The organism is Roseixanthobacter pseudopolyaromaticivorans (assembly GCF_043195145.2).
Lineage (GTDB): Bacteria > Pseudomonadota > Alphaproteobacteria > Rhizobiales > Xanthobacteraceae > NCEH01.
In genome coordinates, this window is record NZ_CM195539.1 from 396,043 (window position 1) to 421,707 (window position 25,665).

The following is a 25,665-nucleotide window of genomic DNA, read 5'->3' on the forward strand; positions in this document are numbered from 1 at the left end:
TTTCTGATTGGGGACCAAGACATGACTGTGATGCACGCCAAGGTCGGCGACAAGGTGAAGTTCTCCAAGACCGTCGGCGAAAGCGACGTCTATCTGTTCGCCGGGATCACGGGGGATCTCTCCGGAAACCATGTGGACGACGAGTTCATGAAGAACTCCATGTTCGGCCAGCGCATCGCCCACGGCGCGCTGCTGGTGGGCTACATGTCCACCGCCTCCACGCGCATGATCGAGAAGAGCCTGGAGCAGGGCATCGATTCGACCCCGGTTTCGCTCGGTTATGACGGCATCCGCTTCATCAAGCCGGTGTTCTTCGGCGACACGATCCACGTCGCCTATACCATCAGCGAAGTGGACGCCGAGCGCCGCCGCACGCTTGCGCAGGTGGACGTCACGAACCAGCGCGGCGAGACCGTCGCGGTCGGCAAGCACCACATGAAGTGGACGCAGAACGCGCAGAGCGCAGAGCGGGCCGCGTGATGGCCGAGGGCGAGCAGGCGCTGCCGCTGGCGGGGCGCGCAGCCATCATCGCCGGCGGCGGCGCGGGCATCGGGCGCGCCATCGCGCTGCGTCTGGCAGCTGATGGGGCGCGCATCGGCGTGATCGATCTTGATCCGCAGGCGGCGGCGCAGACCCGGGATCTGATCGTCGCCGCGGGCGGCGAGGCAGCATCCGCGCGCGCCGATGTCGCCGAAGCGCAGGACATCGGCGATGCCATCCATGCGCTGCGCGATAGCCTCGGGGGGCTCGACGTGCTGGTGAACAATGCCGGCATCATGCGCCTCGGCGCCATCGCCGATCTGCCCAAGGCCCATTGGGAGGCCATGTTCCGCATCAATGTGGACGGCATCTTCCATGCCTGCCAGGCGGCGGTGCCGCTGCTCGCGCAGGAGGGCACCGGGCGCATCATCAATATGTCGTCCTGGCTCGGAAAGTCCGGCAAGGCGTTCTACGGCGGCTATTGCGCCACCAAGTTCGCGATCCTCGGCCTCACCGAAAGCCTGGCGCTGGAACTGGCGCCGCGCCGCATCACGGTCAATGCCATCTGCCCCGGCATCATCACCGACACCGCCATGCGGGCGCGCGGCGAGGAAGACGCGCTCCGGCTCGGCCTCGAAGGCTCGGACAAGCGCGTCGCGGCGATCCCGCTCGGCCGGCTCGGCGTGCCCGAGGATGTGGCGGGCGTCGCCGCGTTCCTGGCCTCCGACGCGGCCGCCTACATGACCGGGCAAGCCCTCACCGTCGCCGGCGGCCTCTGGCGCCACTGAACCCCGCTCGAATTTCCATAGGAGTGCCGAACATGCCCCGTTTCAAGGATTACGTGCCCCACGGCGTCATTCCCGCCACCCTGCTCGCGTTGAACGAGGATTTCTCCATCAATGAGGGCGAGACGCGCCGCCACCTGCGCGATGTCGCCGCCGTGGACGGGCTTTCCGCCATCACGGTCAATGGCCATGCCTCCGAAGTGCACGCCTGCTCGTTCGAGGACCAGAAGCGTATCCTCGCCGTCTCGCTGGACGAGATCGGCGCGCGCCTGCCGCTGATTTCCGGCGTCTATGCGGACGGCACGGCGGAAGCGGCGCGCCTGGCCCGCATGGGCGCGCAGGAAGGCGCGTCCGCGCTGCTGGTGTTCCCGCCGAACACCCTGTCCATGGGCGGGCACCTGCGCCCGGAAATGGCCATCGCGCATTACAGCGCCATCGCCGATGCCGCGCCCGACCTACCGATCATCTGCTTTGCCTATCCGGAAGCCTCCGGGGTTCACTACCCGTTCGACACTTTGCTGAAGCTGTTCGAAAAGGTGCCGAGCATCCGGGCCATCAAGGATTGGTCCAACAATCCCATGCTCCATGAGCGCCATATCCGCACCTTCCAGGCGCTGGCGAAGCCGGTGAATGTGCTGACCACGCACTCCTCCTGGCTGATGGCCTCGCTGACCATGGGCTGCAACGGGCTGCTCTCGGGCGCCGGCAGCGTGATCCCGGACCTTCAGGTGGCCCTGTGGCGGGCGGTGCAAGCCGACGATCTCGCGCTCGCGCAGGAGATCAACGACCGCATCTATCCCCTGGCGCAGGCTTTCTACGCGCCGCCGTTCCTGGACATGCACAACCGCATGAAGGAATGCCTCGTCATGCTCGGCCGCCAGGAGCGCGCGGTGGTGCGCGCGCCGCTGATGAAGCTGCCGCAAGCCGAACTCGATCGCCTGCGCCGGGCGCTCACCGAGGCGGGTGTCACCCGCGAAGGTGCCCTTGACAGAGCTGCGTGAGCGCATGCGACCTTGCCGGCCGGGGCGCTCCCCCGTGTCCCGGCCGGCAGGATTTAAAGGGCGAGGAAACCATGGGTCGGTTGAACAATAAGATTGCCGTCATCACCGGCGGCGGCTCCGGCATCGGCGCGCGGGCCTGCCTTCTGTTCGCGCAAGAAGGGGCCCATGTGACGGTGGTGGACCGCGACGAAGAGGCGGCCTTCGCCACCGCGACCCGGATCGCACAGGACGGCGGCACGGCCCATGCGGTGCGGGCCGATGTCTCGAACGCGGCCGACATGCGCGCCGCCATCGACGGCATCGTGAGCGCGCGGGGCCGCATCGATATTCTGGTGAACAATGCCGGCTACGGCATTCCCGGCAGCGTGGTCGAGACCGAGGTGGAGGATTTCGACGCGCTCATGGCCGTGAATGTGCGCGGCGTCTTCCTCGGCTGCAAATACGCCATTCCCCACATGGTGCGGCAAGGCGGCGGCGTGATCGTGAACACCGCCTCCGCGGTTTCGACGGTGGGCATCCGCGATCGGGCGGCCTATGTCACCTCCAAGGGCGCGGTGGCGGCGATGACCCGCGCCATGGCGCTCGACCATGTGGACCAGGGGCTGCGCATCAATGCGGTGGCGCCCGGCACCATCGAATCCCCCTTCTTCGACGAGATGTTCCGCACCAGCCCGGACGCGGCCGCGCTGCGCGCTGGCCTCGAAGGGCGGCAGGCCATGAAGCGCCTGGGCAGGCCGGACGAGATCGCGAATGCGATGCTGTTCCTCGCCAGCGACGAGTCCAGTTTCTGCACCGGCACCTTGCTCGCCGTCGACGGCGGGTGGACCGCCCAATAGTGCCGTGAGCCGTTATCCGTTCACCTCTGTGTGATCGGATAACGGGCCCGTCTTCCGTTCAATGCCGCCCCCTCGCCCCCGCCGCGTGCCGGCGCAAGGGCTGCCACGGCCTGGCTCTCCCGGCAGAACCCGAGGCGGGAACCCCGCCCGCAAGCCATGCAAAATTGTGTCTTGTACAGAACGGGGCCCGAGGCTTTCTTGCGCCTGCTGCTGGCGTCGCGCCGGCGCGCCGTATTCATAAGCCTTTGAATTGCAACACCAGCTCCTTCGTTTGATGGTCGCGTCCGCGCCTTTATGTGCCGGCGACATCCCCGATTCTCGAACCGGGTTCGGAGGGCCCCGATTTCGCGAGCCCAGGTCGTCCATGTCCGTCGCAGTTCCACAAAGTCATCGCGTCTATCTGGTGGCCTCTATTCTGCTCAGCACCTTCATGGTTGCAGTGGAATCGACCATCGTCGCGACCGCGATGCCGAGCATCGTCGGCCAGTTCGGCGGCTTCGGGCATTATAGCTGGGTGTTTTCCGCCTTCCTCCTCGCCCAGACTGTCACCACGGTGATCTACGGCAAGCTTGCCGACATATTCGGCCGCAAGCCGGTGCTGATCTGCGGCACGCTGTTGTTTCTCGGCGGCTCGCTCCTGTGCGGCTTTGCATGGTCCATGTTTTCGCTGGTGGCGTTCCGCCTGCTGCAAGGCATCGGGGCGGGAGCGATCCAGCCGCTGACGATTACGTTGGTCGGCGATCTCTATCGCCTGGAGGAGCGGGGCCGGGTGCAAGGCATGCTCGCCAGCGTGTGGGCGGGCTCGGCGGTGGTGGGCCCCTTGGTCGGCGGTTTACTGGTGGATTATGTCTCCTGGGCCTGGATCTTCTGGATGAACATCCCCATCGGGGTTCTCTCGGTGGCGGGCTTCGTGTTTTTCCTGCACGAAAAGGTCGAGCCTCGGACCACGCAGATCGATTATCTCGGCGCCGGCCTGTTCAGCGTGTCGATCGCTTCCCTGTTGATCGTGCTGAGCGAGACCGACAGCACATTCTCCGTCATCGCCGGCTTCGGCGCGCTGTTCGTCGTCTTCGGCCTGCTGTTCCTGTGGCAGGAGCGGCGCGCGGCCGAGCCGATCATATCCTTCGACCTGTGGCGGCGGCGGTTGATTGCAACCTGCAACATCACCGCGCTGCTGGTTGGTATCCTGCTGATTGGACTGACCACCATCCTGCCGCTCTATGTCCAAGGCGTGCTTGGCTATTCGCCGGTGGTGGCGGGGCTGGCGCTCACCATGCTGATCCTCGGCTGGCCGCTGGCGGTGAGCCAATCCATGCGTCTCTACCGTGTGTTCGGGCTGCGCCGGGCGCTGCGCGGGGTGAGCTTGATGCTTCCCGCGGGGTGCGCGATCCTGCTGTTTCTTTCTCCGACCAGCCACCCCATCCTTGCGGGAATTGGCTCGTTCGTGGTCGGCATCGGCATGGGCACCACGAGTTTCACCTGCATCGTGTTGATTCAGGAGAGCGTGGAATGGTCCATGCGCGGCAGCGCCACCGCCTCGAACATCTTTGCGCGCAGTCTCGGCAGCGTCCTTGGCGCGACGGTCGTGGGCGCGATGCTGAATCTCGGCCTGCTGCATTTCTCCACCGCCGAACTGGCCCACCGGGTCCACGCGGTGCTCGGCCAGACCACCGGCCTGCTCGCGGTGCACGACGACGCCACCGTCATGGCGGTGTTCGAGCAGGCGCTGCACGTGACCTTCTGGGGGGTCTTCCTCGTCGCCCTGCTGACGGCGGCGGTGACGTGGCTCATCCCGGTTCAGGTGACCGAGGTCGGAGAGCCGCACCCCGCCGCCGCCTCCATGGGCGACATGGCGGGGGAATAGGGGCGCGGGCGGCTCCGCAGCACCCTGTTCTGCGGCGCCGGGGGTCCTAAGCCTGGGGCCGCGTCATGAGGGTCGGGTCCACCAGCCGGTCGTAATCCTCGCCGGAGAGATAGCCGAGGGTGATCGCGGCCGCGCGCGGCGTCATGCCCGCATCCAGCGCCTTGGTGGTGATCTGCGCCACCTTGTCATATCCGATCACCGGATTGAGCGCGGTGACCACCAGCAGCGCGTTCGCCACATTGTCCGCAAGCCGCGCGCGGTCCACGTCGAGATCGGCGATCAGGCGGGAGGCGAAGATGTGGGCGCTGTCCGCGAGGATGCGGATCGATTGGAGCACATTGTAGATCAGCACCGGCTTGGCGACGTTCAGCTCGAAATTGCCGGAGGCCCCGGCGGCGGTCACCGTGGCGTGGTTTCCCATCACCTGGAACGCCGCCTGCACCACCACTTCGCCAATGGTCGGGTTGCGCTTGCCGGGCATGATGGAGGAGGTCAGCCCGTCATTGGGGATGATGAGTTCGCCGAGCCCGCAGCGCGGCCCTGAGCCCAGCAGGCGGATGTCGTTTGCGATCTTCATCATGGAGACCGCGACCACGTTCAGCGCGCCCGAGGCCTCCACCAGCGCATCGTGGGCGGCCATACCCTCGAACTTGCTGGGATTGGGAGAGAAGGTGACGCCGGCGAGTGCGCTCGCTTCCGCGCAGAAAGCGGCATCGAAGCCGACCGGCGCATTGAGCCCGGTGCCCACCGCCGTGCCGCCCTGGGGCAGCACGCACAGGCGGGGCAGCGCGCTTTCGATGCGCGCCATGCCGTTCGCGATCTGCCGCGCGAAGGCATCGAACGCCTGGCCCATGGTCATGGGCACGGCGTCCATCAGATGGGTGCGGCCAATCTTGAGCACGTCGGCGAACGTCGATGCCTTGATGGCCAGCTGGCCGTGCAGTTCGGCGAGTGCGGGCAGCAGGCGCGCCCGCAAGTCCTGCACCGTGGCGATGTGCATCACGGTCGGAAAGCTGTCGTTGGAGGATTGAGAGCGGTTCACGTGATCGTTGGGATGCACCGGCGCTTTGGTGCCGAGCGGCTGGCCCAGCAGCTCGTTGGCGCGGTTCGCGATCACCTCGTTGGCATTCATATTGGTCTGGGTGCCGGAGCCGGTCTGCCAGATGCGCAGCGGGAAATGGTCGTCGAACCGCCCCGCCAGCACCTCCGCCGCGGCCGCTTCGATGGCCTGTGCGAGGGCGGGGTCGAGCACGCCGAGCCGCAGGTTCGCGCGGGCGGCGGCAATCTTCTGCAGGCCGAAGGCATGGATGAGGCTGGCGGGAAAATGCTCCTCGCCCACGTCGAAAACGGCAAGCGCGCGCTGCGTCTGCGCTCCCCAATAGCGGCCGGCGGGAATCTCGACCGGGCCGAAGGCATCATTCTCGATACGGGGAAGCTGGGACATGGAGCGGCGTTTCCAAAAAGAGTGGGGAGGCGCGCGGCCTCCCCTTCAAGCGTGTTTTAAAGGGTGGCTTCTGCCGCATCGAGGCGGCTGCGCGCCGTTTCGTCGAATTCACCCGCGAGCTTGGCCACCACCACGGTCGCCACCGCATTGCCGATGACGTTGCAGGTTGCAAGCGCGATGGAGAGGAAGCGATAGACGCCGAAGATCAGCGCGAGGCCGTCCACTGGCAGGATGCCCGTTGCCGTGACGGTTGCCGCGAACACGACGAACGAGCCGCCGGAGACGGTCGCCGCGCCCTTGGAGGTGAGCAGCATGATGGCGAGGATGCCCAGCTCCTGCTCCCAGCTCAACGGCACGTTATAGGCATTGGCGAGGAACACGATGCCCATGGACATGAACAGCGAGGTGCCGTCGAGATTGAAGGCGTAGCCTGTCGGCATCACCAGGCCGACGGTCTGCTTGGAGGCGCCGTAGAGGGGGAGCTTTTCCAGCAGGCGCGGCAGCACGCTTTCCGAGGACGCCGTGCCGAGCATGATGATGATCTCGTCGCGGATGAAGCGCAGCAGATGGAACAGGTTGATGCGGAACAGCGCGCATACCGCCCCGAACACCACGATGATGAAGCCGATGATGAGCACGTAGAAGGCCGCCACGAAATAGGCGAGCGAGATCAGCACCGCCGTGCCGTTGGCGCCCACCGCATAGGCCACCGCGCCGAATGTGCCGATGGGGGCGAGCCGCATGATGATGTGGATGAACTCGAAGAAGGCGGTGGAAATGGTGTTGAGCCCGGCCTCGATGGGCGCGCGCTTCTCGGGCTTGAGGGCCATCAGGCCGAAGCCGAAGATCAGGGCGATCACCAGCACCTGCAGCAACTCGCCGCGGGCGAAGGCGCCGATGAAATTGTCGGGAAAAATGTTCAGTACGAACTGGTCGAAGGTGGTGTGCGAGCCTTCGGCTGCCTTCGCTGCCGCCGCCGCGCCCTTGGCCGCCGCCGCCGGGGCGGTGATGTGGCCAAGGTTCTTGCCGACGCCCGAGAGGTTGCCGAAGATGAGGCCGACCGCGAGCGCGATGGTGGAGACAATCTCGAAATAGATCATCGCCAGCAGCCCCACCTTGCCGACGCGCTTGATGTCGCCTGCAGCGACGATGCCGACGACCACCGTGAGAAACACCAGCGGGGCGACGGCGGTTTTGATGAGGCGCAGGAAGATGTCGCCCAGCACCTTCAGCGAGGCGCCGAATTCCGGCCATATGAGGCCGACGCTAATGCCCAGCACCATGGAGATGGCAACCTGGAAGCCGAGGTTGCCCCAGATCGATTTCTTCTTCTTCACTGTTGTTCCCGGGGGCGGCGAAACCGTGCCGTCGGTGGTTGCCATCGTGGCCATTGGCGTCTCCCTGAAGATCTGAATTCTACGGTGCGTGGCGTTCTTGTGCTGCCTTGGCGAAATCCGTACGTGAAGCCGCCTCAGGCGGCGTCACGCTTCACAGGTGTGGGTGCGGGGCCGGCGAGAACCCGGTCCACCATGGCGCCGGACAAGCCGAGGTAATTGGCCGGGTCGCAATGGGTCCGGATGGCCTCCACGCCGCCCAGCGCCTCGACGATCTGCGGCACCTGCGTCAGCAGGTCGGCGAGATCCTGGCCGCCCTCGATGGCCGTGCGGCAGGCGTCATAGACCACGTCATGGGCATGCTGGCGGCCGAGCTTGGGCGCCGCCGCCATCATCACCGCCTCGGCCACGATCAGGCCGTGGGTGAGGCCGAGGTTTTTCCGCATGCGATCTTCGTGCACCACGAGGCCTGCGAGCATGAACTTGGCGTTCGAGAGGGCGGACGCGGTCAGCAGGAAGCTTTCCGGCAGCGACACCCATTCCAGGTGCCAGGGGCCTGTCGCCCGCTCGAAATCGTGGATCATGCCGTCGAGCATGGTGGCGACGTGCTGGCGCACCGCCTTGGCGGCAGCGAGCATCAGCTCGCTGGAGATGGGGTTGCGCTTCTGCGGCATGGTGGAGGATGCGCCGCGCCCCGGCACGAAGGGTTCGGAAACCTCGCCGAACTCGGTGGCCGCCATCAGCATGACGTCGGTGGCGATCTTGCCCAGCGTGCCGGTGATGAGGCCGAGCAGGCTCACCGCCTCGGCGATGCCGTCGCGCGCCACGTGCCAGGTGATGGCGGGCTGGGCGAGACCCAGTTCCTCGCAGTACAGGCGCTGCATTTCCAGCCCGCCTTCGCCGATGGAGGCGAGCGTGCCAGCGGCGCCGGAGAATTCGCCGAGCAGGATGCGCGGGCGCGCCTGGGCGACGCGCTCGATGTGCCGGTCAATGGAGGAGAGCCACACTGCCGCCTTATAGCCGAAGGTCACCGGCAGGGCCTGCTGGAGATGGGTGCGGCCGGCCATGGGCGTGTCGCGATACTTTTTCGCCATCTCCGCCAGGATCTCGCGGACCTCTTTCAGGTCGCGGTCGACGATGTCGAGGGCGGCGCGGATCTGCAGGACATTGGCGGTGTCCATGATGTCCTGGGTGGTGGCGCCCCAATGGACGAACCCACCCGCCGAACCCGCCGCCGCGGCCAGCTGGTGCACCAGCGGCAGGATGGGATAGCCGACGATCTCGGTTTCTTCCCGCAGCTTGTTGAAATCGATCTGAATGGTGCGGCAGGCAAGGTCGATGGCCTCCGCCGCGTCCTTCGGAATCGTCCCGGTGCGCGCCTGGGCACGGGCGAGCGCGGCTTCCGCTTCGAGATAGCGCCCCACGAGCGCCTCGTCGGTGAACACCGCCCGCATTTCGGCGGTGCCGAACATGTCGCGGAACAAGGCGGAATCGAAGACCGTGCTGGCCAAGGGGGATCCTCCGAGAAAGTTATGTTCGTACATAATTTATTGTACCAACATAAAAGGCGTGTCAATCGTCTGGCTTGACGGGGGTGGCGCCGGTCGGGCTTTCATGAAGTCCCGAAGCAAAAGGAGATTCCCCACCTTGGAGACGCGATACGCCTACGTCGCCCGCGCCCTTGCCGAAGCGATATCCAGCGGTCGCCATCCCGTGGGGTCCTTCCTGCCGAACGAGTTCGAGCTTGCGGACCAGTTCTCGGTCAGCCGGTCCACGGTGCGTGCCGCCATGCGCGAGCTGGAGGCCTCCGGTCTCGTGAGCCGCCGCCGAAGCGCGGGCACGCGGGTGGAGGCGGCGGTGCCGGTGAGCCGCAGCGGCGGCTTCGTGCAGACCCTCGCGACCGTCGAGGCGGTGCAGCAGTTCGGCGTGGAGACGGAGCGCCACACCCAGGAGGTCGCGGACGTGGTGGCGGACGCCGAGCTGGCGCAGAAGCTCGGCTGCAAGCCGGGACACCGCTGGCTGCGCATCTCCAGCCTGCGTATCGTGCCGGGGGACGTGCTGCCGATCTGCTGGACCGACGTCTATATCGACGGCGTCTTTTCCGCCGAGGTGCGCGAGAAGATGGCCGGCCACGCCGGCATCTACAGTACGCTGGTGGAGGAGATTTCCGGGCGGCGGATGCGCGAGATCCGGCAGGACATCAAGGCCGGAGGCATTCCCGAACGGGTCGCCGGCCCCTTGAAGGCGCAGGCCGGCGCGCATGCGCTCGAAATCCGCCGGCAATACATCCTCAGCCCACAGGATATGGTTGAAGTCTCCATCAGCGTCCATCCCGCCGACCGCTACAGCTATTCCACCCGCCTCACGCGGCAGGCGGCGGGGCCGGGCTGACAGCTTTGTGTTGGGGGCGTCGCACGAAGCGGTCTACAAGTCCGCCCATCAGTCCCCACACGATCAGGCATCAGCCATGACAGCACTTTCCATGTACCAGGTTTCGGTTCCGGTTTTCCTGCGCGGGCTCAACGCCCTGCTGGTGGAGCTGGAGAAGGGCGCCGCCTTCGCCGAGGAGCGCGGCTTCAAGCCCGAAGCCCTTCCCTCCACCCGCCTCTATCCCGACATGCTCACGCTTGCGGGCCAGGTCCAGCGGGCGAGTGATACGTCCAAGGCTTCCGGCGAGCGGCTGTCCGGCACGCCCGCGCCGAAGTTCGAGGACACCGAAACCACCATTCCCGAACTTGTCGCGCGCACCCGCAACACCATCGCCTATCTGGAAAGCCTCGATCCGGCTTCTTTCGTCGGCAGCGAGGCGAAGGCGATCACGGTGCGCACCACCACCTTTACCGGCGGCGACCGTTATCTGCTGGACTTTGCCCTGCCCAACTTCTTCTTCCACGTCGCGACCGCCCATGCTCTGCTGCGGCATACCGGCGTGGCGGTGGGCAAGCTGGATTATCTCGGTCCGATTCCGGCCTGACACCTCAAAATCTGGGCGCCGCCCTGGCGGCGCTCAGAGCCGATAGGCGGTGCGGAAGCCGCCCCAATGGCGGCCAGCCACGTTGATCGGCACATCCACTTCCCGCATCACCACCACCTTGTCGCCGAGGTCGCGGGCATAGACCTGGATCAGCTGCGGGTCGGTGTTGCGGGCCGCGAGCAGGCCGGCGCGGTCATCGAAGATGCGGCGGTTCCGGGCATTGGCCATGTTCCAGGCCCGGTCGCCACGGCGCTGAGGCTGTGCATATTGGGCATTGTGCACCGGCAGGTAGCCGTTGATGTCCACCGCCGCCGCGAAGGAGAGGCTGGCCTCCTCCTTGAGAATCGGCTCCTGGATCGCCGGCAGGGTCTGATCGAGCACCCGCAAGGCGCGGACTTCATACTGGACAGGGTCGCTGCCCTCGATCACGCGGTACTCGGTGTCGAACAGGTCGTCCAGGGTAAGTCTGCCGCTTTTTACGCAATTTTCCAGCGCGGCCGAGATTGCGGCGGCGCCGCGCTGGGCCCGCGCGATGATGGTTCCGTAGGATTTCGCGACCAAGGCGAGCTGGGCCGTGACGGCGGGCGCGCCGACCTGGTCGAACGCCAGGTGACAACCGAGCGGGCTGAGGCCCACGACCCGGCAGGGCAGGGGCGAGAGGCCGGTCAGCTCCAGCGTGCACGACTGCCCTTCTCGCAAAGTCCCCTCCTGCAATGCCAAAAGGGCCCCGCCGAGCGAGAGGTCGATGGTCTTCACGCGCAGATCGGCACCGGCGGCGGTGATGCGGCCGGGAATTTCGACGGGCCAGCGCGGATGCCGGCGGCGATTGCCCATGGGAGTCTGGCGCAGCACCGTCAGAAGGTGGCGCGACATCTCCTCCGCGCCACGGCCCATGGCGCCGCTCGCGGCTTCGATGGTCGCACCCGCGGAGGCGGCTTCTATGGTGGCGGCGCGGATAGAGCGGGCGCCGGCATCGACATCGTCGGCGAAGGTGCGCGCCAGGGCAGCGGCCCGGCCGATATCGGCGATGCTGTCTGCCTGACCCGCGACCGCATCGGCGACCGCAGACGCCACGGGGCGTATTTCTCCCACTGCCTCAATGGCTTGGCTGACTGCGTCAGTGCTGGTTTCGGCCGCGCGCATCAGCCGGTCGATCTTCGCGCCGATCTCCCCGGTGGCGCGATGGGTGGCCGAAGCGAGTCCCTTGACCTCGCTCGCCACCACGGCGAAGCCCGCGCCTGCCGCCCCAGCGCGGGCGGCCTCGATGGAGGCGTTGAGGGCCAGCAGGTTGGTCTGGCTGGCGATATCGGCGATGAGCGAGACCACGGCCTTGATCTCGCCGATGGCCGAGCGCAATTCGACAATGGCGCCAGAGGCTTGGGATGCGGCCTCACCAGCGCGGGTGGCGAGTTCGTCGGAGGCGTGCGCCTGCCGGCCGATCTCGTCATTGGTGCTGGCCAGGGCGGTGAGGGCGCCGGTGAGTTCGGCCGCGCTGGTCTTGGCCTGTTCGGTCTTTCCGGCGAGACGGTCGCTGTCGCTGCGAATGGCCTCGGTGCCGCGCACGCCGTCGGTGCAGGCGGCGGCCATTTGCGCGGCGGTCTCGGCGAGACGTGCTCGGGCGCGACGAATATCAGCCTCGATCAAGGAGATGATCTGGTCCGACGAGGTCTCCGTGCTGGGGCTCTCCGGGATTTGGACGGCTGCGGGAGCGGCGACTTCGAGCGGGCGGACGGCTGTGTCCGCGTCCGGTGAAAGCTTACGGAGCAAGGCTCCAAACATCGCGTGCCCCTTTGCGCCAGAAAACGTCGGCGCAAGGGAGCGCGGTGCGCTCACAGGGACGGCCGACGACAGTTGCTTGATTGTTCCGGCATCGGCTTGCCTGGGCGTTGCATGGGCAGCCCTAGCCGAAGCGGCCGGTGATGTAGCGGCGGGTGCGCTCGTCCCGGGGCATCGTGAAGATCTGCTGTGCCGGGCCGAACTCGACGATCTCCCCGAGATACATAAAAGCCACGTATTCGGAGACGCGCGCGGCCTGCTGCATGTTGTGGGTGACGATCACGATCGTATAGTCGGCCTTCAACTCGTCGATGGTCTCTTCGATCTTCGCCGTCGTCAGCGGATCGAGGGCAGAACAGGGTTCGTCCAGCAGGACGACTTCGGGCTCGACGGCGATGGTCCGCGCAATGCACAGGCGTTGTTGCTGCCCGCCCGAGAGGCTGAGGCCGCTCTGTGGGAGGATATCCTTGACCTCCTCCCACAGAGCGGCCCGCCGCAGGGCCTCCTCGACCCGGCCATCTAATTCAGATTGCGAGAGTTCTTCGTTGAGGCGCAGGCCCAGAGCGACATTGTCATAGATCGACATGGGGAAGGGCGTCGGCTTCTGGAACACCATGCCGATCTTGGCCCGCAACGCGATGGCATCGACACTGTGGGAGAGAATATCCTGCCCGTCCATGAAGACGGAGCCGGTGACGTGCTGATCGGGATACAGATCATACATACGGTTGAGGATGCGCAGGAGCGTTGATTTTCCGCATCCTGAGGGGCCGATGAACGCTGTCGCCTTGTGCTCATAGATGGGGATACTGACATCCCGCAGCGCCAATTCGTTTCCATAGCGAAAATTGACGTGGCTGATACGCAGCTTTTCCTTCAGTTCTGCGCTCGCCTCCGTCGCAACAGGCAGGGTGACGGCTGTCGCATCAAGGGCGGGCAGGGGCCCGGGGATCGCTGTCGGGAAAACCGGAGGGCGGGCATGTGAGGACATGATTTCGATACCATCGCGGGTTCATCTTCAAAGATTACCCTGCGCCGGCCGCCGATGTCTTTGCGCCATGTCACGTCATGAAACTGCAACATAATGACGTTGTTTCGGCGAAAATCGCGTGAATTTCCGCTGCATGAAACCTCTTCGACGCGCGATTTCGCCCAATATTCGGCGCGCGACTTTTCGGCGAGCCGAAGTGTGCGGAAATCCGCAGTCATGTTGCCGATTTCGGCGCGAGGCACTTCACGGCGGACGCCCAGGCCGCGAGCCGGGCGGCGCGGGCCGCTTCGCTCATCTGCGGGGTGAAGCGCCGGTCCAGCTGCCATCGCGCGGCGAATGCCTCGGGAGCGGGGAAGACGCCGCAGGCAAGGCCGGCGAGATAGGCGGCGCCGAGCGCGGTGGTCTCCTGCACGCAAGGCCGGTCCACCGGCGCGCCCAGCAGGTCGGCGAGCCGCTGCATGGTGAAATCGGAAGCGCTCATGCCGCCGTCCACCCGCAGCACGGTCTCCTCCTCTTGCCCGGCCCAGTCGGCCCGCATGGCGGTGATGAGGTCCACGGTCTGGAAGCACACGCTCTCCAGCGCCGCGCGGGCGAGCTCCTTCGGCCCGGTGGCGCGGGTGAGGCCGAACAGGGCGCCGCGCACGTCCGGCCGCCAGTGAGGTGCGCCGAGGCCGACGAAGGCCGGCACCAGGATCACGTCCTGCTCCGGGTCGGCGGCGGCGGCGAGCGCGCCGGTCTCGTGGGCATGGGCGATCACCCCGAGCCCGTCGCGCAGCCATTGCACCGCCGCGCCGGCGACGAAGATCGCCCCCTCCAGCGCATAGGTGCGCCGTCCCTCCAGCTGATAGGCGATGGTGGTGAGCAGGCGGTTGCGGGAGGCGACGGGCGTCGCCCCGGTGTTGAGCAAAGCGAAGCAGCCGGTGCCATAGGTGGATTTCACCATGCCCGGCGCGAAGCAGGCCTGCCCCACCATGGCCGCCTGCTGGTCGCCCGCTATGCCGCAGATGGGAATGGCGGCGCCGAACAGGCCCGCGTCCGTGGTGCCGAACAGGCCGGAGCTGTCGCGCACCTGCGGCAGCAAGGCGCCGGGCACGCCGAACAGGGCAAGCAGGTCCTCATCCCAGGCGCCGGCGTGGATATCGAACAGGAGGGTGCGCGCGGCATTGGTGGCATCGGTGGCATGCACGCGGCCGCCCGTGAGGCGATAGAGCAGGAAGGCGTCCACCGTGCCGAAGGCCAGTTCCCCGCGCTCGGCCCGCGCCCGCGCGCCGGGCACCTCGTCGAGCATCCAGGCGATCTTGGTGGCGGAGAAATAGGGGTCGATCAGCAGCCCGGTCTTGGCGCTCACCATCGCGGCGTGGCCCTCGGCGTCCAGGCGCGCGCACACGGGCGCGGTGCGGCGATCCTGCCAGACGATGGCGCGGTGGATCGCTTCGCCGGTCGCGCGATCCCAGATCAGGGTGGTCTCGCGCTGGTTGGTGATGCCGATGGCGGCGATGTCGCCCGCCACGGCGCCGACCTGCGCGAGCGTGGCGCGGCACACCCGGAGCGTGGTGCCCCAGATGTCTTCCGCCTCCTGCTCCACCCAGCCGGACGCGGGATAATGTTGCGGCAATTCTTCCTGCGCCACGGCGGCGATGGAGGTGTCGGGACGGAACAGGATCGCCCGCGAGGAGGTGGTGCCCTGGTCGATGGCGAGAATGTAGGTGGCCATGTTTCCCCCGAGGTTTTTCTGGCGCGGTTTTTAGGGAGTGTGCGGTCCTTGGCGCCGCGCGGCCATATAAGCCTCCAGCGTCGCCGCCTGCTCGGCCGATAGGCGCAGGCCGAGCTTGGAGCGGCGCCAGAGGATGTCGGCGGCGCAGCGCGCCCATTCCTGGTCCATGAGATAATCCACCTCGCGGGCATGAAGGTCGGCGCCGAACGAGGCGCCGAGGTCAGCTGGTGTGGAGACACCCTCCAGCAGGCGACGGGCGCGGGTGCCATAGGCGCGGGCGAGGCGGCGCAGCAGGCCGGGCGCGAGGGCGGGATATTGCCCCTCCAGCTCCGCCACCAAAGCGTCGAACCGCGTCTTCTCGAAATCGCCGCCGGGCAGGGGAGCGGTTGCGGTCCACGGGCGGGCGGTAGAAGGGCGCGCGCCGCGCCGCGCGGCAGGCAGATGGGCATGCAGCTTTGCCAGCGCGCTTTCCGCCAGCCGGCGATAGGTGGTGATCTTGCCGCCGAACACGCTAAGCAGGGGCGCGGCCCCGTGCGGCGCATCGAGCACCAGCACATAGTCGCGGGTGGCTTCCTGCGCCTTGCTCGCGCCGTCGTCATAGAGCGGGCGCACGCCGCTATAGCTCCAGACCACGTCCTCGGGCGCGACCGGCGTGGTGAAATATTCGCTCGCCGCCGCGCAGAGATAGGCGATCTCCCGCGGGCTCGCGCGCACATCGTCCACGCTCCCGGCAAAATCCTGGTCCGTGGTGCCGATCAGGGTGAAATCGCCCTCATAGGGGATGGCGAAGATGATGCGGGCGTCGGCATTCTGGAAAATGTAGCAGCGGTCATGGTCGAACAGGCGCGGCACCACGATATGGCTGCCCTGGACCAGCCGCACATGGGCGCGCTCGTGCAGGTTCAGCGTGTCCAGCACATGGGACACCCACGGCCCGGCGGCATTCACCAGGATGCGGGCGCGCACGCTCTCCCGCACGCCGCCGCTTTCCGTCTCGATGTGCCAGAGCCCGTCCGCACGCACCGCGCCCACCACCCGCGTGCCCGGCCGGATGTCGGCGCCGCGCTCCTTCGCGTCCAGCGCGTTGAGCATCACGAGGCGGGAATCCTCCACCCAGCAGTCGGAATATTCGAACGCGCGCCTGAGGTCCGCCCGCAGCGGTGCGCCGGCCGGGTCGTGCTTCAGGTTCAGCATGCACGAGGGCGGCAACAGATGGCGCCCGCCGAGATGGTCGTAGAGGAACAGGCCGAGCCGCAGCATCCAGGCCGGGCGCAGGCCGGGCAGATAGGGCAGCACGAAGCGCAGCGGCCAGATGATGTGGGGCGCGAGGCCCCACAGGATCTCGCGCTCCATCAGCGCCTCGCGCACCAGGCGGAATTCGTACTGTTCGAGATAGCGCAGTCCGCCATGGATCAGCTTGGTGGAGGCGCAGGAGGTGCCGCAGGCGAGATCGCCCTTTTCAAACAGCACCACGGACGCGCCGCGCCCCGCCGCATCGCGGGCGATGCCGCAGCCGTTGACGCCGCCGCCGATGATGGCGAGGTCGAAAATCGCCGAGGTCTGGGTCATGGCCGGGCGGGCCGTTACCGGCCGGCGGTCATGCGGCGCCCGCGCGCCGGGCCGTCAGGACGCCTGCGGGCCGGTGCCGGGAAGGGCCATGGGATGCCCGCTGCCTCTCCGATGCGGAGGTCGGCGAAGGTGTGGGTCATGGCGGTCTCCCGGCGCGTCGCGGCTGGGGACTTTATGATCGGCCGGCGGGCGGAGCGCCATCCTTTTCAAGATGGGCGCCGCGCCCACCCCGAACCCGGGTGCCGACGAAAGCGCCCCCGGCAGCGCAAGCGGCCGGAGGCGAAGGGGGAAGCGGCGCGCGTCGATCAGGGCAGAACGGCGTCCGCCGCGCCGGGCGCGGTCAGCGGCGGTCGATCTTCTTGCGCTCCACCTCCGGGAACACCCACATGGCGATCACCATGAAGACGCCCAGGAACGCGACCGCGTATTTCGGCATCGTCTGGCCGAGGTGCGCCTGCAAGGCATAGCCCGCAGCCGCCACAAGCAGGACGATGATCGAGAGGCCGAACTTGATGTGAAAGGGCATGGCCTTGGTCCTTCGAAGAAAGCTCTTGGTTTTGCGGCGCGCACATCGCCGTCAGACCAGCGGGGCACCGGCCTGGCTGATCGCGAGCCACACCGCGAGGCCCGCCACCTGCACCGCCAGCAAAGCGGCGAGCCCGCGCCGTCCGTCCCGCCATATGGCCGGCATGGCCTCGAACGGGGCGGGCGCGAACAGCATCACGAGGCCGCCCACCACGATCAGCGTCGTGATACGCAATTCGCCATAGCCGAAGACGAGCGTACCGGCCGCGAGCGCCAGCCAAAGGGCGCTGTTGAGCACGATGAGGGCGAGGGCGCCCGACTTGCGGGCGGCCTCCGGGCGGGTGTGCATGGGATACATGCCGCACAGGATGAGGAAGCCGAGGCAGGTGGCGGTCCACAGCAAGGCGAACCACAAGAGCGCGGCGACATTGGGCTCGATGGCGCTCATTCGGCGGCGACCGAGCGAGAGGTGGCCTGCGGGCGCGGGGTGCGCGCGGTGCGGCGCATGTTGGTCTTCACGCGGCTCGTGTCGTAGCCGTTGAAGATATGGCCGACCAGCCCGCGATCGAGGTCGGACGTGCCGAACAGCCAGTCCATGATGGGGAAGGTGAGGTTCATGTTGCGCTCCATCATGATCGACTGGTCGTGATGGGCGGTGTGGTGCCGGCGGATCGTATTCACGAACGGCATGTTGCGCACGAACCAGCTTTCTTCCACGTGGCAGCAGAAGTGCATGAATTCATAGACGAGATAGACCGAGGTGGTGGTGGTGATGAACAACCACCCCACGTTCGGCGAGATCAGCCACGACAGGATCACCGCGCCCGGAATGGACATCAGGGTAAAGGTGACGAGGGCATAGGGCGGGAAGAAGGTGACGCGCCAGTCGTGATGATCGGCGAAGCGCATTTCTTCTTCGGTGAAGAACTGGTGATGCATCAGCGTGTGGCGATTATAGACCGCACGGAACAGCGGGATGCGCGAGGGGCGGTGCATGATGTAGCGATGCAGTGCCCATTCGAAGAAATTGCAGAACAGGAAGACCACCGGAACGGTGAACCATTCCCACCATTTCACCGCATGGATATTGGACCCGTACACATAAAGCGCGGTGAAGCCGATGGTGTAGATGATCAGCATGTGGAGCCAGCCGTTGTACCAGCCGGTCACCCGCTCGCGATAGGTCGCGCGGTATTTGCGCTGCCGATCCGACATCACGCTCTGCGTCAGTTCCATCGCGGTCTTCCTTCTCTCGGTGCGGGATCATCCCTGGCGTGACCGCCGCATCTGGGCCGTTGGATAAACTAATATATGACTAACATATCAGACGCAAGGGGCGCGTTGAACCCCTGGCACGCCTTGCTTTCGGGCCTGCCGATGCGGGTTCGTCTCAGGCGGCGACCGCCATCAGCGCCGCGTCGATGTCGGCGGAGGTCATTTCCCATTCGTTGGCGAAATTGGCCACCACCTCGCGCATGAAGCTGCGATGCAGGGCGAGCGCGCGCTTGGGATCGCCCAGATGATCCGCCAGCAGCGCGAGTGCGAGCTGGGAGGGGGCCTCGCCTTCATAGCTCCATTCGAAGCCGTCGCGGCTCAGCACGGCGATGTCCTCGCGCACTGGCAGGGGGGCATCGTCCACTGTAACGTGGACGCCGTCGATGGTGCGATCTCCCCGGTATGTTTTCATTGGCGAATCCCCTGGATGCAATTGATATCGAACTGATATGTTATAGACTCATCAGGGCGCCCACAAGGTGCGGAACCCTTGTTCAACCACAGCAATGGCGCCATTGCGCGCGGGGCAAACGGCATGTTCGCGGTGATTTTCGAAGTCCGGCCCCGGGCCGATCAGTGGGACGCCTATCTCGCCCTCGCGCAGGAGCTGCGGCCGCGCCTGATCGCCATGGATGGCTTCCTTTCGGTGGAGCGTTTTTCCGCGCGCCGCACGCCCGGCCTGTTGCTGTCCTTCTCTTTGTGGCGGGATGAAAAGGCGCTGGTGCGCTGGCGCACCGAGGGGCGCCACCACGCCGTGCAGGAGCTGGGGCGCACCAAGACCTTCGAGGATTATCACCTGCGCATCGGCGAGGCGGTGAGCGACAGCGCCGGGGATGCGGCGCCGCTCCAGCAGCGCTTCGACGCGACGCAGGTCGGCAGCGCCAAGGGCGTCGGCATCCTGGAGGTGGCGATGACCGCCTCCGCCGGGGCGTTTCTTGCGGAAGAGGAACTGTCGGCTCTTCTGGCCGACTCCGGCATCGATCTCGCGCACTGCGAGATCTACGACAGCATCTACGCACCCGGCAAAAGCCTGCTGTTGTTCCCCTTGGAAGAGGCCGCGCCGCTTCCGGCCTGGGAGGCGGCGGAGGGCGAGGCGCGCCGCGCCCTGCGGGTGCGCATCATCCGCGATTACGGCATGTTCGATCGCCGCGAGGCACCCCAATATTATCCCGAGGCACCGCACGCCGGCTGAGCGGACCTTCCCCGGCCCGCCGACAGCGGGTGGGACTCGCTTGGCTACATCTCGATCACGCTGCGGATGGTTTCGCCGCGCTTCAATGCGGCGAAGCCTTCGTTGATGTCGGCGAGCGCGATGCGCCGCGAGATCAGGCCCTTGAGATCCAGCCGGCCCTCCAGCGCCGCGCGGGCGAGGAAGGGGAAATCGCTGTGCGGGCGCGCCCCGCCATAGGAAGAGCGGCGGATGCGCTTTTCCCCCATCAGCGCCCCCCAGCGGAACGCCACGTCGTTCGCCACGTCGATCTTGCCGAGCCAGATCACTTCGCCGCCCGGGCGCACCGCCTCCAGCGTGGTGCGAAAGGCGATGGGCGCGCCTGCGGATTCCAGCACCACGTCCGCGCCGCGCCCGTTCGTGAGCGTGCGGGCGGTCTCCACCACGTCGCCGGTGCGCGCGTTCACCGTGTGGGTCGCGCCCATGCTTTTGGCGAGTGCCAGCTTCTCGTCGCTGAGGTCGGCGGCGAGGATCTGCTCGGCCCCCGCGAGCCGCGCGCCCTGGACGGCAGCGAGCCCGACCGCGCCGCAGCCGAGCACCAGCACCGTGTCGCGGGGCGAAATCCGCGCGACGTTGAGCGCCGCGCCGACCCCGGTCATCACGCCGCAGCCGATGAGGCAGGCTTCATCGAACGGCAGGTCGCGCGGCACCGCGATCGCCTGCTGGTCGCTCACTATGCAATAGTCGCCGAATGCGCCGAGGAACATGAGCGCGCCCAGCTCTCGCCCGTCGGCGAGATGCGCCTTGGCGCTGCCGTCCAGCGCCCGCGCCTTCGGTCCTTCCGCGAGATAGCCCTCGCACAGGATGGGCAGCGACCGGTCGCAATAAAAGCAGTGGCCGCAATGGGGATTCCAGGAGAGCACCACATGGTCGCCCACCTTCACGCCCTGCGCGTCGTGGCCGACGGCCTCGATGATGCCGGCCGCCTCATGGCCGAGCACCAAGGGCGGGGGATAGCGCAGCCCGCCCTCGATCACTTCCAGGTCGGTGTGGCACAGGCCGGCGGCCTTCACCCGCACCAGCACGTCGCGCGGCGCGAGGGCGCGCGCTTCCACGGTTTCGATGGACAAAGGCGCATGGGGCGCGTGGAGCACCGCCGCGCGATAGCGCAGCGGGAACGAGGGAGGCGCGGTCATCAGGCGGGATCCAGCTCCACTTCGCCGGCGATCACGCGCATCACGTCCTTGTCGCGATGGGCGGCCGCCACCGAGCCGGAGAAGATCAATTCGCCGCGCTCGATCACATAGAGGCGGTCCACATCCTCCGGCAAATGATGGACGTTGGATTCCGCCATCAGCACCGCCTGTCCCATGGCGCGGATGGCGGCGATGCCGGCGCCGATGATGGGGATGATGGCGGGGGAGAGCCCCTCGAACGGTTCGTCGAGCAGCAGCAATTGCGGATCGAGCGCCAGCGCGCGGGCGACCGAGACCATCTTGCGCTCGCCGCCGGAGAGCTGCATGCCGCCGCGGTGCAGATATTGCCGCAGCTTGGGGAAGACGGTGAGCGCGCGCTCGATGCGCGCCTCGCTGCCCTCGCCGCCGGGGCGCGTCCAGGTGGGCAGCGCGATGTTCTCGGCCACCGTGAGATCGCCGAAGACCTCGGATTCCTCGGGCGAGAAGCCGATGCCCAGCTGGGCGATCTTGAAGGTGGGCAGGCGCGTCAGTTCCTGCCCCATGAAGGCGATGGAGCCGGCCACCGGGCGGCGATAGCCCATGATGGAGCGCAGCGTCGTGGTCTTGCCCGCGCCGTTGCGGCCGATGAGGCACACCAGTTCGCCCGGCGCCACGGTGAGGTCGATGCCGTTGAGGATGCGGCTGCCGCCGATATCCACCTTCAGCCCGGACAGGGTCAGCATGGGCGGGCCTCCGCTGCGGATTTATGGGGAACGCTGGGCGGGCGCGTGCCGACCACGGCGGCGATCAGCGCGGGATCGCGGAAGAAGGTCGCCGGCGGCTCGTCCGCCAGCACGGTGCCGCCTTGCAGCGCGATGATGCGGTCGGAATAGCGAGCCACGAGGTCCATGTCGTGCTCCACCTGGATGATGCCGCGCACCCCAGCCCGGCGGGCCGCGCTGACCAGCAATTCCATGATGGAATGCTTGTCGCCCGTGGAGACGCCGGAGGTGGGCTCGTCGATCAGGATGAGCTGCGGCTTCAAGGCGAAGGCGCTCGCCACATCGAGCAGTTTCTTCTCGCCCTGAGAGAGAGCGGAGGCCGGCTGATCGAGCCGGTGGCGCAGGTTGAAGATGTCCGCCACCTCCTCCACGTCGGCGCGTACCTCGCTGTCGCGGGTGAGCGAGCGGAACGGGTTGCGGATGCGCTTCAGGCGCGAGGCGGCGGCCACCGCCAGCGTCTCGCGCACCGTGAGGGCGGGGAAGATGTTCACCAGCTGGAAGCCGCGGGCCATGCCACGGCGCGCCAGCTCCACCGGGCCGATGCCGGCGATGTTGGCGCCGTGGAAGTGCACGTGGCCGGCGGTGGGCTTCAACAGGCCGGTGAGCACGTGCACCAGCGTGCTCTTGCCGGCGCCGTTCGGCCCGACGATGGAGATGAACTCCCCGTCCGAGATCGATAGGGAGACCTCGCGCAGGGCCTGGAAGGCCCCGTAGCTCTTGGAGACGCCATGGGCGGCGAGAAGGGTGGCCATGGATCAAGATCCCTTCTTGAAGCGGGCGACGACGTCGCCGGCGATGCCGGCGATGCCGCGCGGAAAGAAGATCACCAGCAGCACCAGGATCGCGCCCATGACGAAGCGCCAATATTGGGTCGCCGCCATCACGCTGTCCTGGAGCAGGACGAAGGCCAGCCCGCCGATCACCGGCCCGACGAAGGAGCCGGAGCCGCCCAGCACCGCCATGAACACGAGGTTGCCGGATTGGGTCCAATAGACCATCTCCGGGTCCGCCAGGCCGATCGCCACCGCCAGGATCGTCCCGCCCACGGCGCCATAGATGCCGGAGATGATGAATGCGGCGAGGCGCGTGCGCGAAACCTGCACCCCGAGATAGGACGCCTTCTGCGCATTCTCGCGGATCGCCTGCAGATGCAGGCCAAACGGCGAGCGCACGATGCGCCACATGACGAAGCCGAGCACCGCCAGCAGGCCGAGCGCGTAATAATAGAACGGCCCGGTGAGGAAGGCGGTCTTCCCGCCTTCGAACTCGATGCCGAACAGCAGCGGCCGCACCACCCGCATGCCCTGGTCACCGCCGGTGAGGCCGTAGAATTTGAACAGGACCGAGTGGAACAGCATGCCGAACGCCAGCGTCAGCATCCCGAAGAATATGCGTGTGTAGCGCACGCACAGATAGCCCACCGGCAGGGCGATGAGCGCCGACACCGCGATCGCGGTGAGCAGGATCAGCTCGAACGAGCGCACGCCAAGCTTGCTGGTGAGCGCCGCCGCGGCATAGGCGCCGATGCCGAGGAACATGGCGTGGCCGAACGACAGCAGCCCGGTGTAGCCGAACAGCAGGTTGAAGCCGAGCAAAGCGATGGCGAAGCCGAAGAACGGCACCATCAGCGTGAGGGTGTAGGTGGAGGCGATGAGCGGCAGCGCCGCCATGGCCACCACGATCACCAGCAGCGCCCACAAGCCCTTGGGGCGGGAGAGCGGCGGGGCGGAGGGCGCGGCCACCGTGCGCACCGAAGTTTCCGTTCTCACGCGACAGCCCTCCCGAAAAGGCCGGCCGGACGCAGGATGAGCACCGCGATGACGACCACATAGATGGACAGGATTTCCGCTTCCGGCAGCACCATGATGGCCGCCGCGCGGATCAGCCCGACGATGAGCGCGCCCGCCAGCGCGCCGCGCATGGAGCCGAGCCCGCCGATGACCACCACCGCGAACGCCTCCACCACCAGTTCCACCGCCATGTCGAGCGAGGAGGCGGAGGCCGGCACGACGAGCGCCCCGCCCACCGTGCCGAGCATGCAGCCGACGGTGAAGACGGCGGCGAAGATGCGGTTGGAATCCACCCCCATGGCTTCCGTCATGTTCCGGTTTTCCGCCGTGGCGCGGATGATGCGGCCCATGCGGGTGCGCTGGAGGAACAGGCCGAGCCCGAGCGCGATGGCGATGCTCGCCGCGATCACCAGCAGATTGTAGGTGGGCACCTGGACGCCCAGGAATTCAGCCGTGCCGTAGACAAGATAGGCATTGTCCAGCGTGCGCGGCGTCGCGCCCCAGAAGAAGCGGAACACATCCTGGAACATCAGCAGGAAGCCGAAGGTAATCAGAAGCTGATAGCTTTCGTCGCGCTTGTAGACGGTGCGCAGCACCCGTTCCACCGGCAGGCCCACAAGGCCGATGGCGAGGCCCGCCAGGATCAGCACCGGCAGCACCAGCACGCTCGGCAGGCCGAGCTGGGTGGCGATGCCGACCGCGGTGATGCCGAAATAGGCCCCGAGCGCATAGAAGGAGCCGCAGGCGAGATTGACGACCTTCTGGACGCCGAACACCAGCTGCAGGCCCGCGGCCACGAGGAAAAGAATGGCGGCGTGAAACACGCCGCCGAGGAGCACGTCGATGAAGACGGTCATGTCTCGGGTGCCCTCTCAGACCGGCAGCTTGGAGGTTTTGATCCAATCCCAGAAATCAACGCCCGGCGGCTTCTGGAGCTGGTCAGCCGTGAAGCTGTCCACGGTGGAGAGGGTGGGGAAGTCGTAAGTATTCTTGTTGGTGGAGAGGCCCTGGTAGAAGGTCTGCTCGGCGATCTTGTCCTTGCGGAACTGCCCCGGCCCGCCGAGGCTCTGCACCTTCTGCTCGGGAATGGCGGCGATGATCTCTTCGAGCTTGGGCCAGCGGCCGGTGGCCTTGTTGGCGGCTTCCACCCCGGCCTTGTAGGCGGCGAGGGCGAAATAGGCCCGGTCCGCCTCCCAATGGGGGGCTTCCTTGTAGCGGCCCATGTAATCGTCCACGAACGCCTTCTGCAGCGGCGAGGCGGTGGGGAGCGCGAAATACAGCGTGTTGTGCCCGAACACCACATTCTCGGGCATGAATTCCTTCTTCAGCTGGTTGATCTGCCAGCCGGCCGCGGGGAGGGCGATGTTTACGCCCTCGAACAGGCCGGCGGCCGAGCCTTGCTTCATGAACACCGGCAGATCGGCGAACAGCATGGAGGAGAAGATGAAATCCGGCTTCGCCGCCTTCAGCGCGGCAACATGGGAGGTGAGGTCCATGGTGCCGACCTTTGGCCATTGCTCGGCCACCACCTCCACCTCGATGCCCGCGCGGGCGAGGATTTGCCGGAATGCTTCCCAATTGTTGCGGCCGTAGGAATAGTCCGGATTGATGCCGGCGATGCGCTTGATCTTGCCCTTGAAATACTTGATCGCCAGCAGCGAGGCCATCACCGCCTCGCACTCGTTGTCGGTGGAGCGGAAGACATAATTGGACTTCGGCATGGCCTCCTTCACGCCGTCCTGGGTGGTGCCGTCCCACATGATGAGGAGCGCCTGCTCCTCCTCGGCGGCGGGGGCGACGCCCAGGCTGACGCCGGTGGAGATCAGCCCTTGCACGCAATCCACCTTCTCCTGCAGCACCAGGCGGCGGAAGCGCTCGATGGTATCCTTGGGCGAGGTCTCCTCCTCGATCACCAGCTCGATCGGCCGACCGGCGATGCCGCCGTCCTTGTTCATGCGCTCGGCGGCCCATTGCACGGCGCGGATGCCGCATTCGCCCACCGTGCCCATGGCGCCGGAGCGGGGCGCCAGGATGCCGATGCGCACGGGTTTCGCCTGCGCGATGGCGGGCGCGAAAATGCCAGGGGCGGCGACAGCGAGGCCAGCGGCCCCGATGCCGCCCATGAGGGTGCGGCGGGTGATGTTCATTGGCGTTCTCCCCAGCGGGCTATGCCCGTCTTTAG

25 protein-coding genes are annotated in these 25,665 nt (G+C 66.9%); 8 read left to right on the plus strand and 17 right to left on the minus strand.

Going from position 1 to position 25,665, the window contains the following annotated elements; all coding sequences use genetic code 11:
- Positions 1–21 precede the first annotated feature (21 nt).
- The 5 genes from V5F68_RS01800 to V5F68_RS01820 all read left to right on the plus strand — a co-directional run bounded on the left by V5F68_RS01800 (position 22) and on the right by V5F68_RS01820 (position 4,966).
- Positions 22–480 (plus strand): MaoC family dehydratase, encoded by a 459-nt coding sequence (locus V5F68_RS01800; protein ID WP_348846738.1) that lies wholly within the window; start codon positions 22–24, stop codon positions 478–480.
- Positions 480–1,268, plus strand: coding sequence for an SDR family NAD(P)-dependent oxidoreductase (locus tag V5F68_RS01805; protein ID WP_394014812.1), 789 nt, complete (start codon positions 480–482; stop codon positions 1,266–1,268). The genes V5F68_RS01800 and V5F68_RS01805 overlap by 1 nt, the downstream gene beginning before the upstream one ends.
- A gap of 32 nt (positions 1,269–1,300) precedes the next feature.
- On the plus strand, positions 1,301–2,266 hold the full coding sequence (locus tag V5F68_RS01810; RefSeq protein ID WP_394014737.1) for a dihydrodipicolinate synthase family protein: 966 nt from the start codon (positions 1,301–1,303) through the stop codon (positions 2,264–2,266).
- Between the two features lie 71 nt (positions 2,267–2,337).
- Positions 2,338–3,102: an SDR family oxidoreductase gene (locus V5F68_RS01815; protein ID WP_394014736.1), complete on the plus strand. Its 765-nt coding sequence runs from the start codon at positions 2,338–2,340 to the stop codon at positions 3,100–3,102.
- A gap of 364 nt (positions 3,103–3,466) precedes the next feature.
- Positions 3,467–4,966: an MFS transporter gene (locus tag V5F68_RS01820; RefSeq protein ID WP_394014735.1), complete on the plus strand. Its 1,500-nt coding sequence runs from the start codon at positions 3,467–3,469 to the stop codon at positions 4,964–4,966.
- Positions 4,967–5,012: 46 nt separating this feature from the next.
- Here the strand turns inward: V5F68_RS01820 and V5F68_RS01825 are convergent, their stop codons facing one another.
- From V5F68_RS01825 to V5F68_RS01835, 3 genes are all read right to left on the minus strand, one after another.
- Positions 5,013–6,410 carry a class II fumarate hydratase gene (locus tag V5F68_RS01825; protein ID WP_394014734.1) on the minus strand — a complete coding sequence of 466 codons (1,398 nt, stop codon included), beginning with the start codon at positions 6,408–6,410 and terminating at the stop codon, positions 5,013–5,015.
- Between the two features lie 56 nt (positions 6,411–6,466).
- Complete coding sequence (locus V5F68_RS01830; RefSeq protein ID WP_394014733.1) at positions 6,467–7,801, minus strand: cation:dicarboxylate symporter family transporter; 1,335 nt, start codon at positions 7,799–7,801, stop codon at positions 6,467–6,469.
- An 80-nt stretch (positions 7,802–7,881) separates the two neighbouring features.
- Positions 7,882–9,288 carry a class-II fumarase/aspartase family protein gene (locus V5F68_RS01835; protein WP_394014732.1) on the minus strand — a complete coding sequence of 469 codons (1,407 nt, stop codon included), beginning with the start codon at positions 9,286–9,288 and terminating at the stop codon, positions 7,882–7,884.
- Positions 9,289–9,391: 103 nt separating this feature from the next.
- On the opposite strand from V5F68_RS01835, the gene V5F68_RS01840 reads away from it, so the two are divergent.
- Positions 9,392–10,135, plus strand: coding sequence for a GntR family transcriptional regulator (locus V5F68_RS01840; protein ID WP_394014731.1), 744 nt, complete (start codon positions 9,392–9,394; stop codon positions 10,133–10,135).
- 76 nt (positions 10,136–10,211) lie between these two features.
- A complete protein-coding gene (locus V5F68_RS01845; RefSeq protein WP_394014730.1) occupies positions 10,212–10,718 on the plus strand; it encodes a DUF1993 domain-containing protein in 507 nt (168 codons plus the stop codon).
- A 33-nt stretch (positions 10,719–10,751) separates the two neighbouring features.
- Here V5F68_RS01845 and V5F68_RS01850 read toward each other — a convergent pair whose 3' ends face one another.
- The 8 genes from V5F68_RS01850 to V5F68_RS01885 all read right to left on the minus strand — a co-directional run bounded on the left by V5F68_RS01850 (position 10,752) and on the right by V5F68_RS01885 (position 18,980).
- Positions 10,752–12,485, minus strand: coding sequence for a methyl-accepting chemotaxis protein (locus tag V5F68_RS01850; RefSeq protein ID WP_394014729.1), 1,734 nt, complete (start codon positions 12,483–12,485; stop codon positions 10,752–10,754).
- 133 nt (positions 12,486–12,618) lie between these two features.
- Positions 12,619–13,485: a phosphate ABC transporter ATP-binding protein PstB gene (gene pstB, locus V5F68_RS01855; protein WP_394014728.1), complete on the minus strand. Its 867-nt coding sequence runs from the start codon at positions 13,483–13,485 to the stop codon at positions 12,619–12,621.
- 214 nt (positions 13,486–13,699) lie between these two features.
- A complete protein-coding gene (gene glpK / locus V5F68_RS01860; protein ID WP_394014727.1) occupies positions 13,700–15,199 on the minus strand; it encodes a glycerol kinase GlpK in 1,500 nt (499 codons plus the stop codon).
- A 30-nt stretch (positions 15,200–15,229) separates the two neighbouring features.
- Entirely contained in the window at positions 15,230–16,768 is a 1,539-nt protein-coding gene (gene glpD / locus V5F68_RS01865; RefSeq protein ID WP_394014726.1) for a glycerol-3-phosphate dehydrogenase, read from the minus strand.
- Positions 16,769–17,108: 340 nt separating this feature from the next.
- Positions 17,109–17,294 carry a hypothetical protein gene (locus V5F68_RS01870; protein WP_394014725.1) on the minus strand — a complete coding sequence of 62 codons (186 nt, stop codon included), beginning with the start codon at positions 17,292–17,294 and terminating at the stop codon, positions 17,109–17,111.
- Between the two features lie 51 nt (positions 17,295–17,345).
- Positions 17,346–17,741 (minus strand): hypothetical protein, encoded by a 396-nt coding sequence (locus V5F68_RS01875; RefSeq protein ID WP_394014724.1) that lies wholly within the window; start codon positions 17,739–17,741, stop codon positions 17,346–17,348.
- Positions 17,738–18,529, minus strand: a complete 792-nt coding sequence (locus V5F68_RS01880) for a sterol desaturase family protein (protein WP_394014723.1) — start codon at positions 18,527–18,529, stop codon at positions 17,738–17,740. The genes V5F68_RS01875 and V5F68_RS01880 overlap by 4 nt, the downstream gene beginning before the upstream one ends.
- A 154-nt stretch (positions 18,530–18,683) precedes the next feature.
- The gene (locus V5F68_RS01885) at positions 18,684–18,980 is read right to left on the minus strand and encodes a DUF6166 domain-containing protein (protein WP_348846722.1); all 297 of its coding nucleotides are present in this window, start codon (positions 18,978–18,980) and stop codon (positions 18,684–18,686) included.
- Between the two features lie 123 nt (positions 18,981–19,103).
- Here V5F68_RS01885 and V5F68_RS01890 point away from each other — a divergent pair, with 123 nt between their 5' ends.
- The gene (locus V5F68_RS01890) at positions 19,104–19,760 is read left to right on the plus strand and encodes an antibiotic biosynthesis monooxygenase family protein (protein ID WP_394014722.1); all 657 of its coding nucleotides are present in this window, start codon (positions 19,104–19,106) and stop codon (positions 19,758–19,760) included.
- A gap of 44 nt (positions 19,761–19,804) precedes the next feature.
- On the opposite strand, the gene V5F68_RS01895 is transcribed toward V5F68_RS01890, so the two are convergent.
- The 6 genes from V5F68_RS01895 to V5F68_RS01920 are packed head-to-tail and all read right to left on the minus strand — an operon-like array spanning position 19,805 to position 25,630.
- Positions 19,805–20,932 carry a Zn-dependent alcohol dehydrogenase gene (locus tag V5F68_RS01895; RefSeq protein WP_394014721.1) on the minus strand — a complete coding sequence of 376 codons (1,128 nt, stop codon included), beginning with the start codon at positions 20,930–20,932 and terminating at the stop codon, positions 19,805–19,807.
- Entirely contained in the window at positions 20,932–21,654 is a 723-nt protein-coding gene (locus V5F68_RS01900) for an ABC transporter ATP-binding protein (RefSeq protein ID WP_394014720.1), read from the minus strand. Before V5F68_RS01900 ends, V5F68_RS01895 begins: the two co-directional genes overlap by 1 nt.
- On the minus strand, positions 21,648–22,445 hold the full coding sequence (locus V5F68_RS01905) for an ABC transporter ATP-binding protein (protein ID WP_394014719.1): 798 nt from the start codon (positions 22,443–22,445) through the stop codon (positions 21,648–21,650). Before V5F68_RS01905 ends, V5F68_RS01900 begins: the two co-directional genes overlap by 7 nt.
- Positions 22,446–22,448: 3 nt before the next feature.
- On the minus strand, positions 22,449–23,462 hold the full coding sequence (locus tag V5F68_RS01910) for a branched-chain amino acid ABC transporter permease (protein ID WP_394014718.1): 1,014 nt from the start codon (positions 23,460–23,462) through the stop codon (positions 22,449–22,451).
- Positions 23,459–24,340 carry a branched-chain amino acid ABC transporter permease gene (locus V5F68_RS01915; protein ID WP_394014717.1) on the minus strand — a complete coding sequence of 294 codons (882 nt, stop codon included), beginning with the start codon at positions 24,338–24,340 and terminating at the stop codon, positions 23,459–23,461. The genes V5F68_RS01910 and V5F68_RS01915 overlap by 4 nt, the downstream gene beginning before the upstream one ends.
- Positions 24,341–24,355: 15 nt before the next feature.
- Positions 24,356–25,630, minus strand: a complete 1,275-nt coding sequence (locus V5F68_RS01920; protein ID WP_394014716.1) for an ABC transporter substrate-binding protein — start codon at positions 25,628–25,630, stop codon at positions 24,356–24,358.
- Between the last annotated feature and the right edge of the window lie 35 nt (positions 25,631–25,665).

Bases quoted from the DNA above. Each gene is read 5' to 3' on its own strand.
- V5F68_RS01800 (WP_348846738.1), top strand. From the start codon at position 22: ATGACTGTGATGCACGCCAAGGTCGGCGACAAGGTGAAGTTCTCCAAG.
- V5F68_RS01805 (WP_394014812.1), top strand. From the start codon at position 480: ATGGCCGAGGGCGAGCAGGCGCTGCCGCTGGCGGGGCGCGCAGCCATC.
- V5F68_RS01810 (WP_394014737.1), top strand. From the start codon at position 1,301: ATGCCCCGTTTCAAGGATTACGTGCCCCACGGCGTCATTCCCGCCACC.
- V5F68_RS01815 (WP_394014736.1), top strand. From the start codon at position 2,338: ATGGGTCGGTTGAACAATAAGATTGCCGTCATCACCGGCGGCGGCTCC.
- V5F68_RS01820 (WP_394014735.1), top strand. From the start codon at position 3,467: ATGTCCGTCGCAGTTCCACAAAGTCATCGCGTCTATCTGGTGGCCTCT.
- V5F68_RS01825 (WP_394014734.1), bottom strand. From the start codon at position 6,410: ATGTCCCAGCTTCCCCGTATCGAGAATGATGCCTTCGGCCCGGTCGAG.
- V5F68_RS01830 (WP_394014733.1), bottom strand. From the start codon at position 7,801: ATGGCCACGATGGCAACCACCGACGGCACGGTTTCGCCGCCCCCGGGA.
- V5F68_RS01835 (WP_394014732.1), bottom strand. From the start codon at position 9,288: ATGTACGAACATAACTTTCTCGGAGGATCCCCCTTGGCCAGCACGGTC.
- V5F68_RS01845 (WP_394014730.1), top strand. From the start codon at position 10,212: ATGACAGCACTTTCCATGTACCAGGTTTCGGTTCCGGTTTTCCTGCGC.
- pstB (WP_394014728.1), bottom strand. From the start codon at position 13,485: ATGTCCTCACATGCCCGCCCTCCGGTTTTCCCGACAGCGATCCCCGGG.
- glpK (WP_394014727.1), bottom strand. From the start codon at position 15,199: ATGGCCACCTACATTCTCGCCATCGACCAGGGCACCACCTCCTCGCGG.
- glpD (WP_394014726.1), bottom strand. From the start codon at position 16,768: ATGACCCAGACCTCGGCGATTTTCGACCTCGCCATCATCGGCGGCGGC.
- V5F68_RS01870 (WP_394014725.1), bottom strand. From the start codon at position 17,294: ATGCCCTTTCACATCAAGTTCGGCCTCTCGATCATCGTCCTGCTTGTG.
- V5F68_RS01875 (WP_394014724.1), bottom strand. From the start codon at position 17,741: ATGAGCGCCATCGAGCCCAATGTCGCCGCGCTCTTGTGGTTCGCCTTG.
- V5F68_RS01880 (WP_394014723.1), bottom strand. From the start codon at position 18,529: ATGGAACTGACGCAGAGCGTGATGTCGGATCGGCAGCGCAAATACCGC.
- V5F68_RS01885 (WP_348846722.1), bottom strand. From the start codon at position 18,980: ATGAAAACATACCGGGGAGATCGCACCATCGACGGCGTCCACGTTACA.
- V5F68_RS01890 (WP_394014722.1), top strand. From the start codon at position 19,104: ATGTTCGCGGTGATTTTCGAAGTCCGGCCCCGGGCCGATCAGTGGGAC.
- V5F68_RS01895 (WP_394014721.1), bottom strand. From the start codon at position 20,932: ATGACCGCGCCTCCCTCGTTCCCGCTGCGCTATCGCGCGGCGGTGCTC.
- V5F68_RS01900 (WP_394014720.1), bottom strand. From the start codon at position 21,654: ATGCTGACCCTGTCCGGGCTGAAGGTGGATATCGGCGGCAGCCGCATC.
- V5F68_RS01905 (WP_394014719.1), bottom strand. From the start codon at position 22,445: ATGGCCACCCTTCTCGCCGCCCATGGCGTCTCCAAGAGCTACGGGGCC.
- V5F68_RS01915 (WP_394014717.1), bottom strand. From the start codon at position 24,340: ATGACCGTCTTCATCGACGTGCTCCTCGGCGGCGTGTTTCACGCCGCC.
- V5F68_RS01920 (WP_394014716.1), bottom strand. From the start codon at position 25,630: ATGAACATCACCCGCCGCACCCTCATGGGCGGCATCGGGGCCGCTGGC.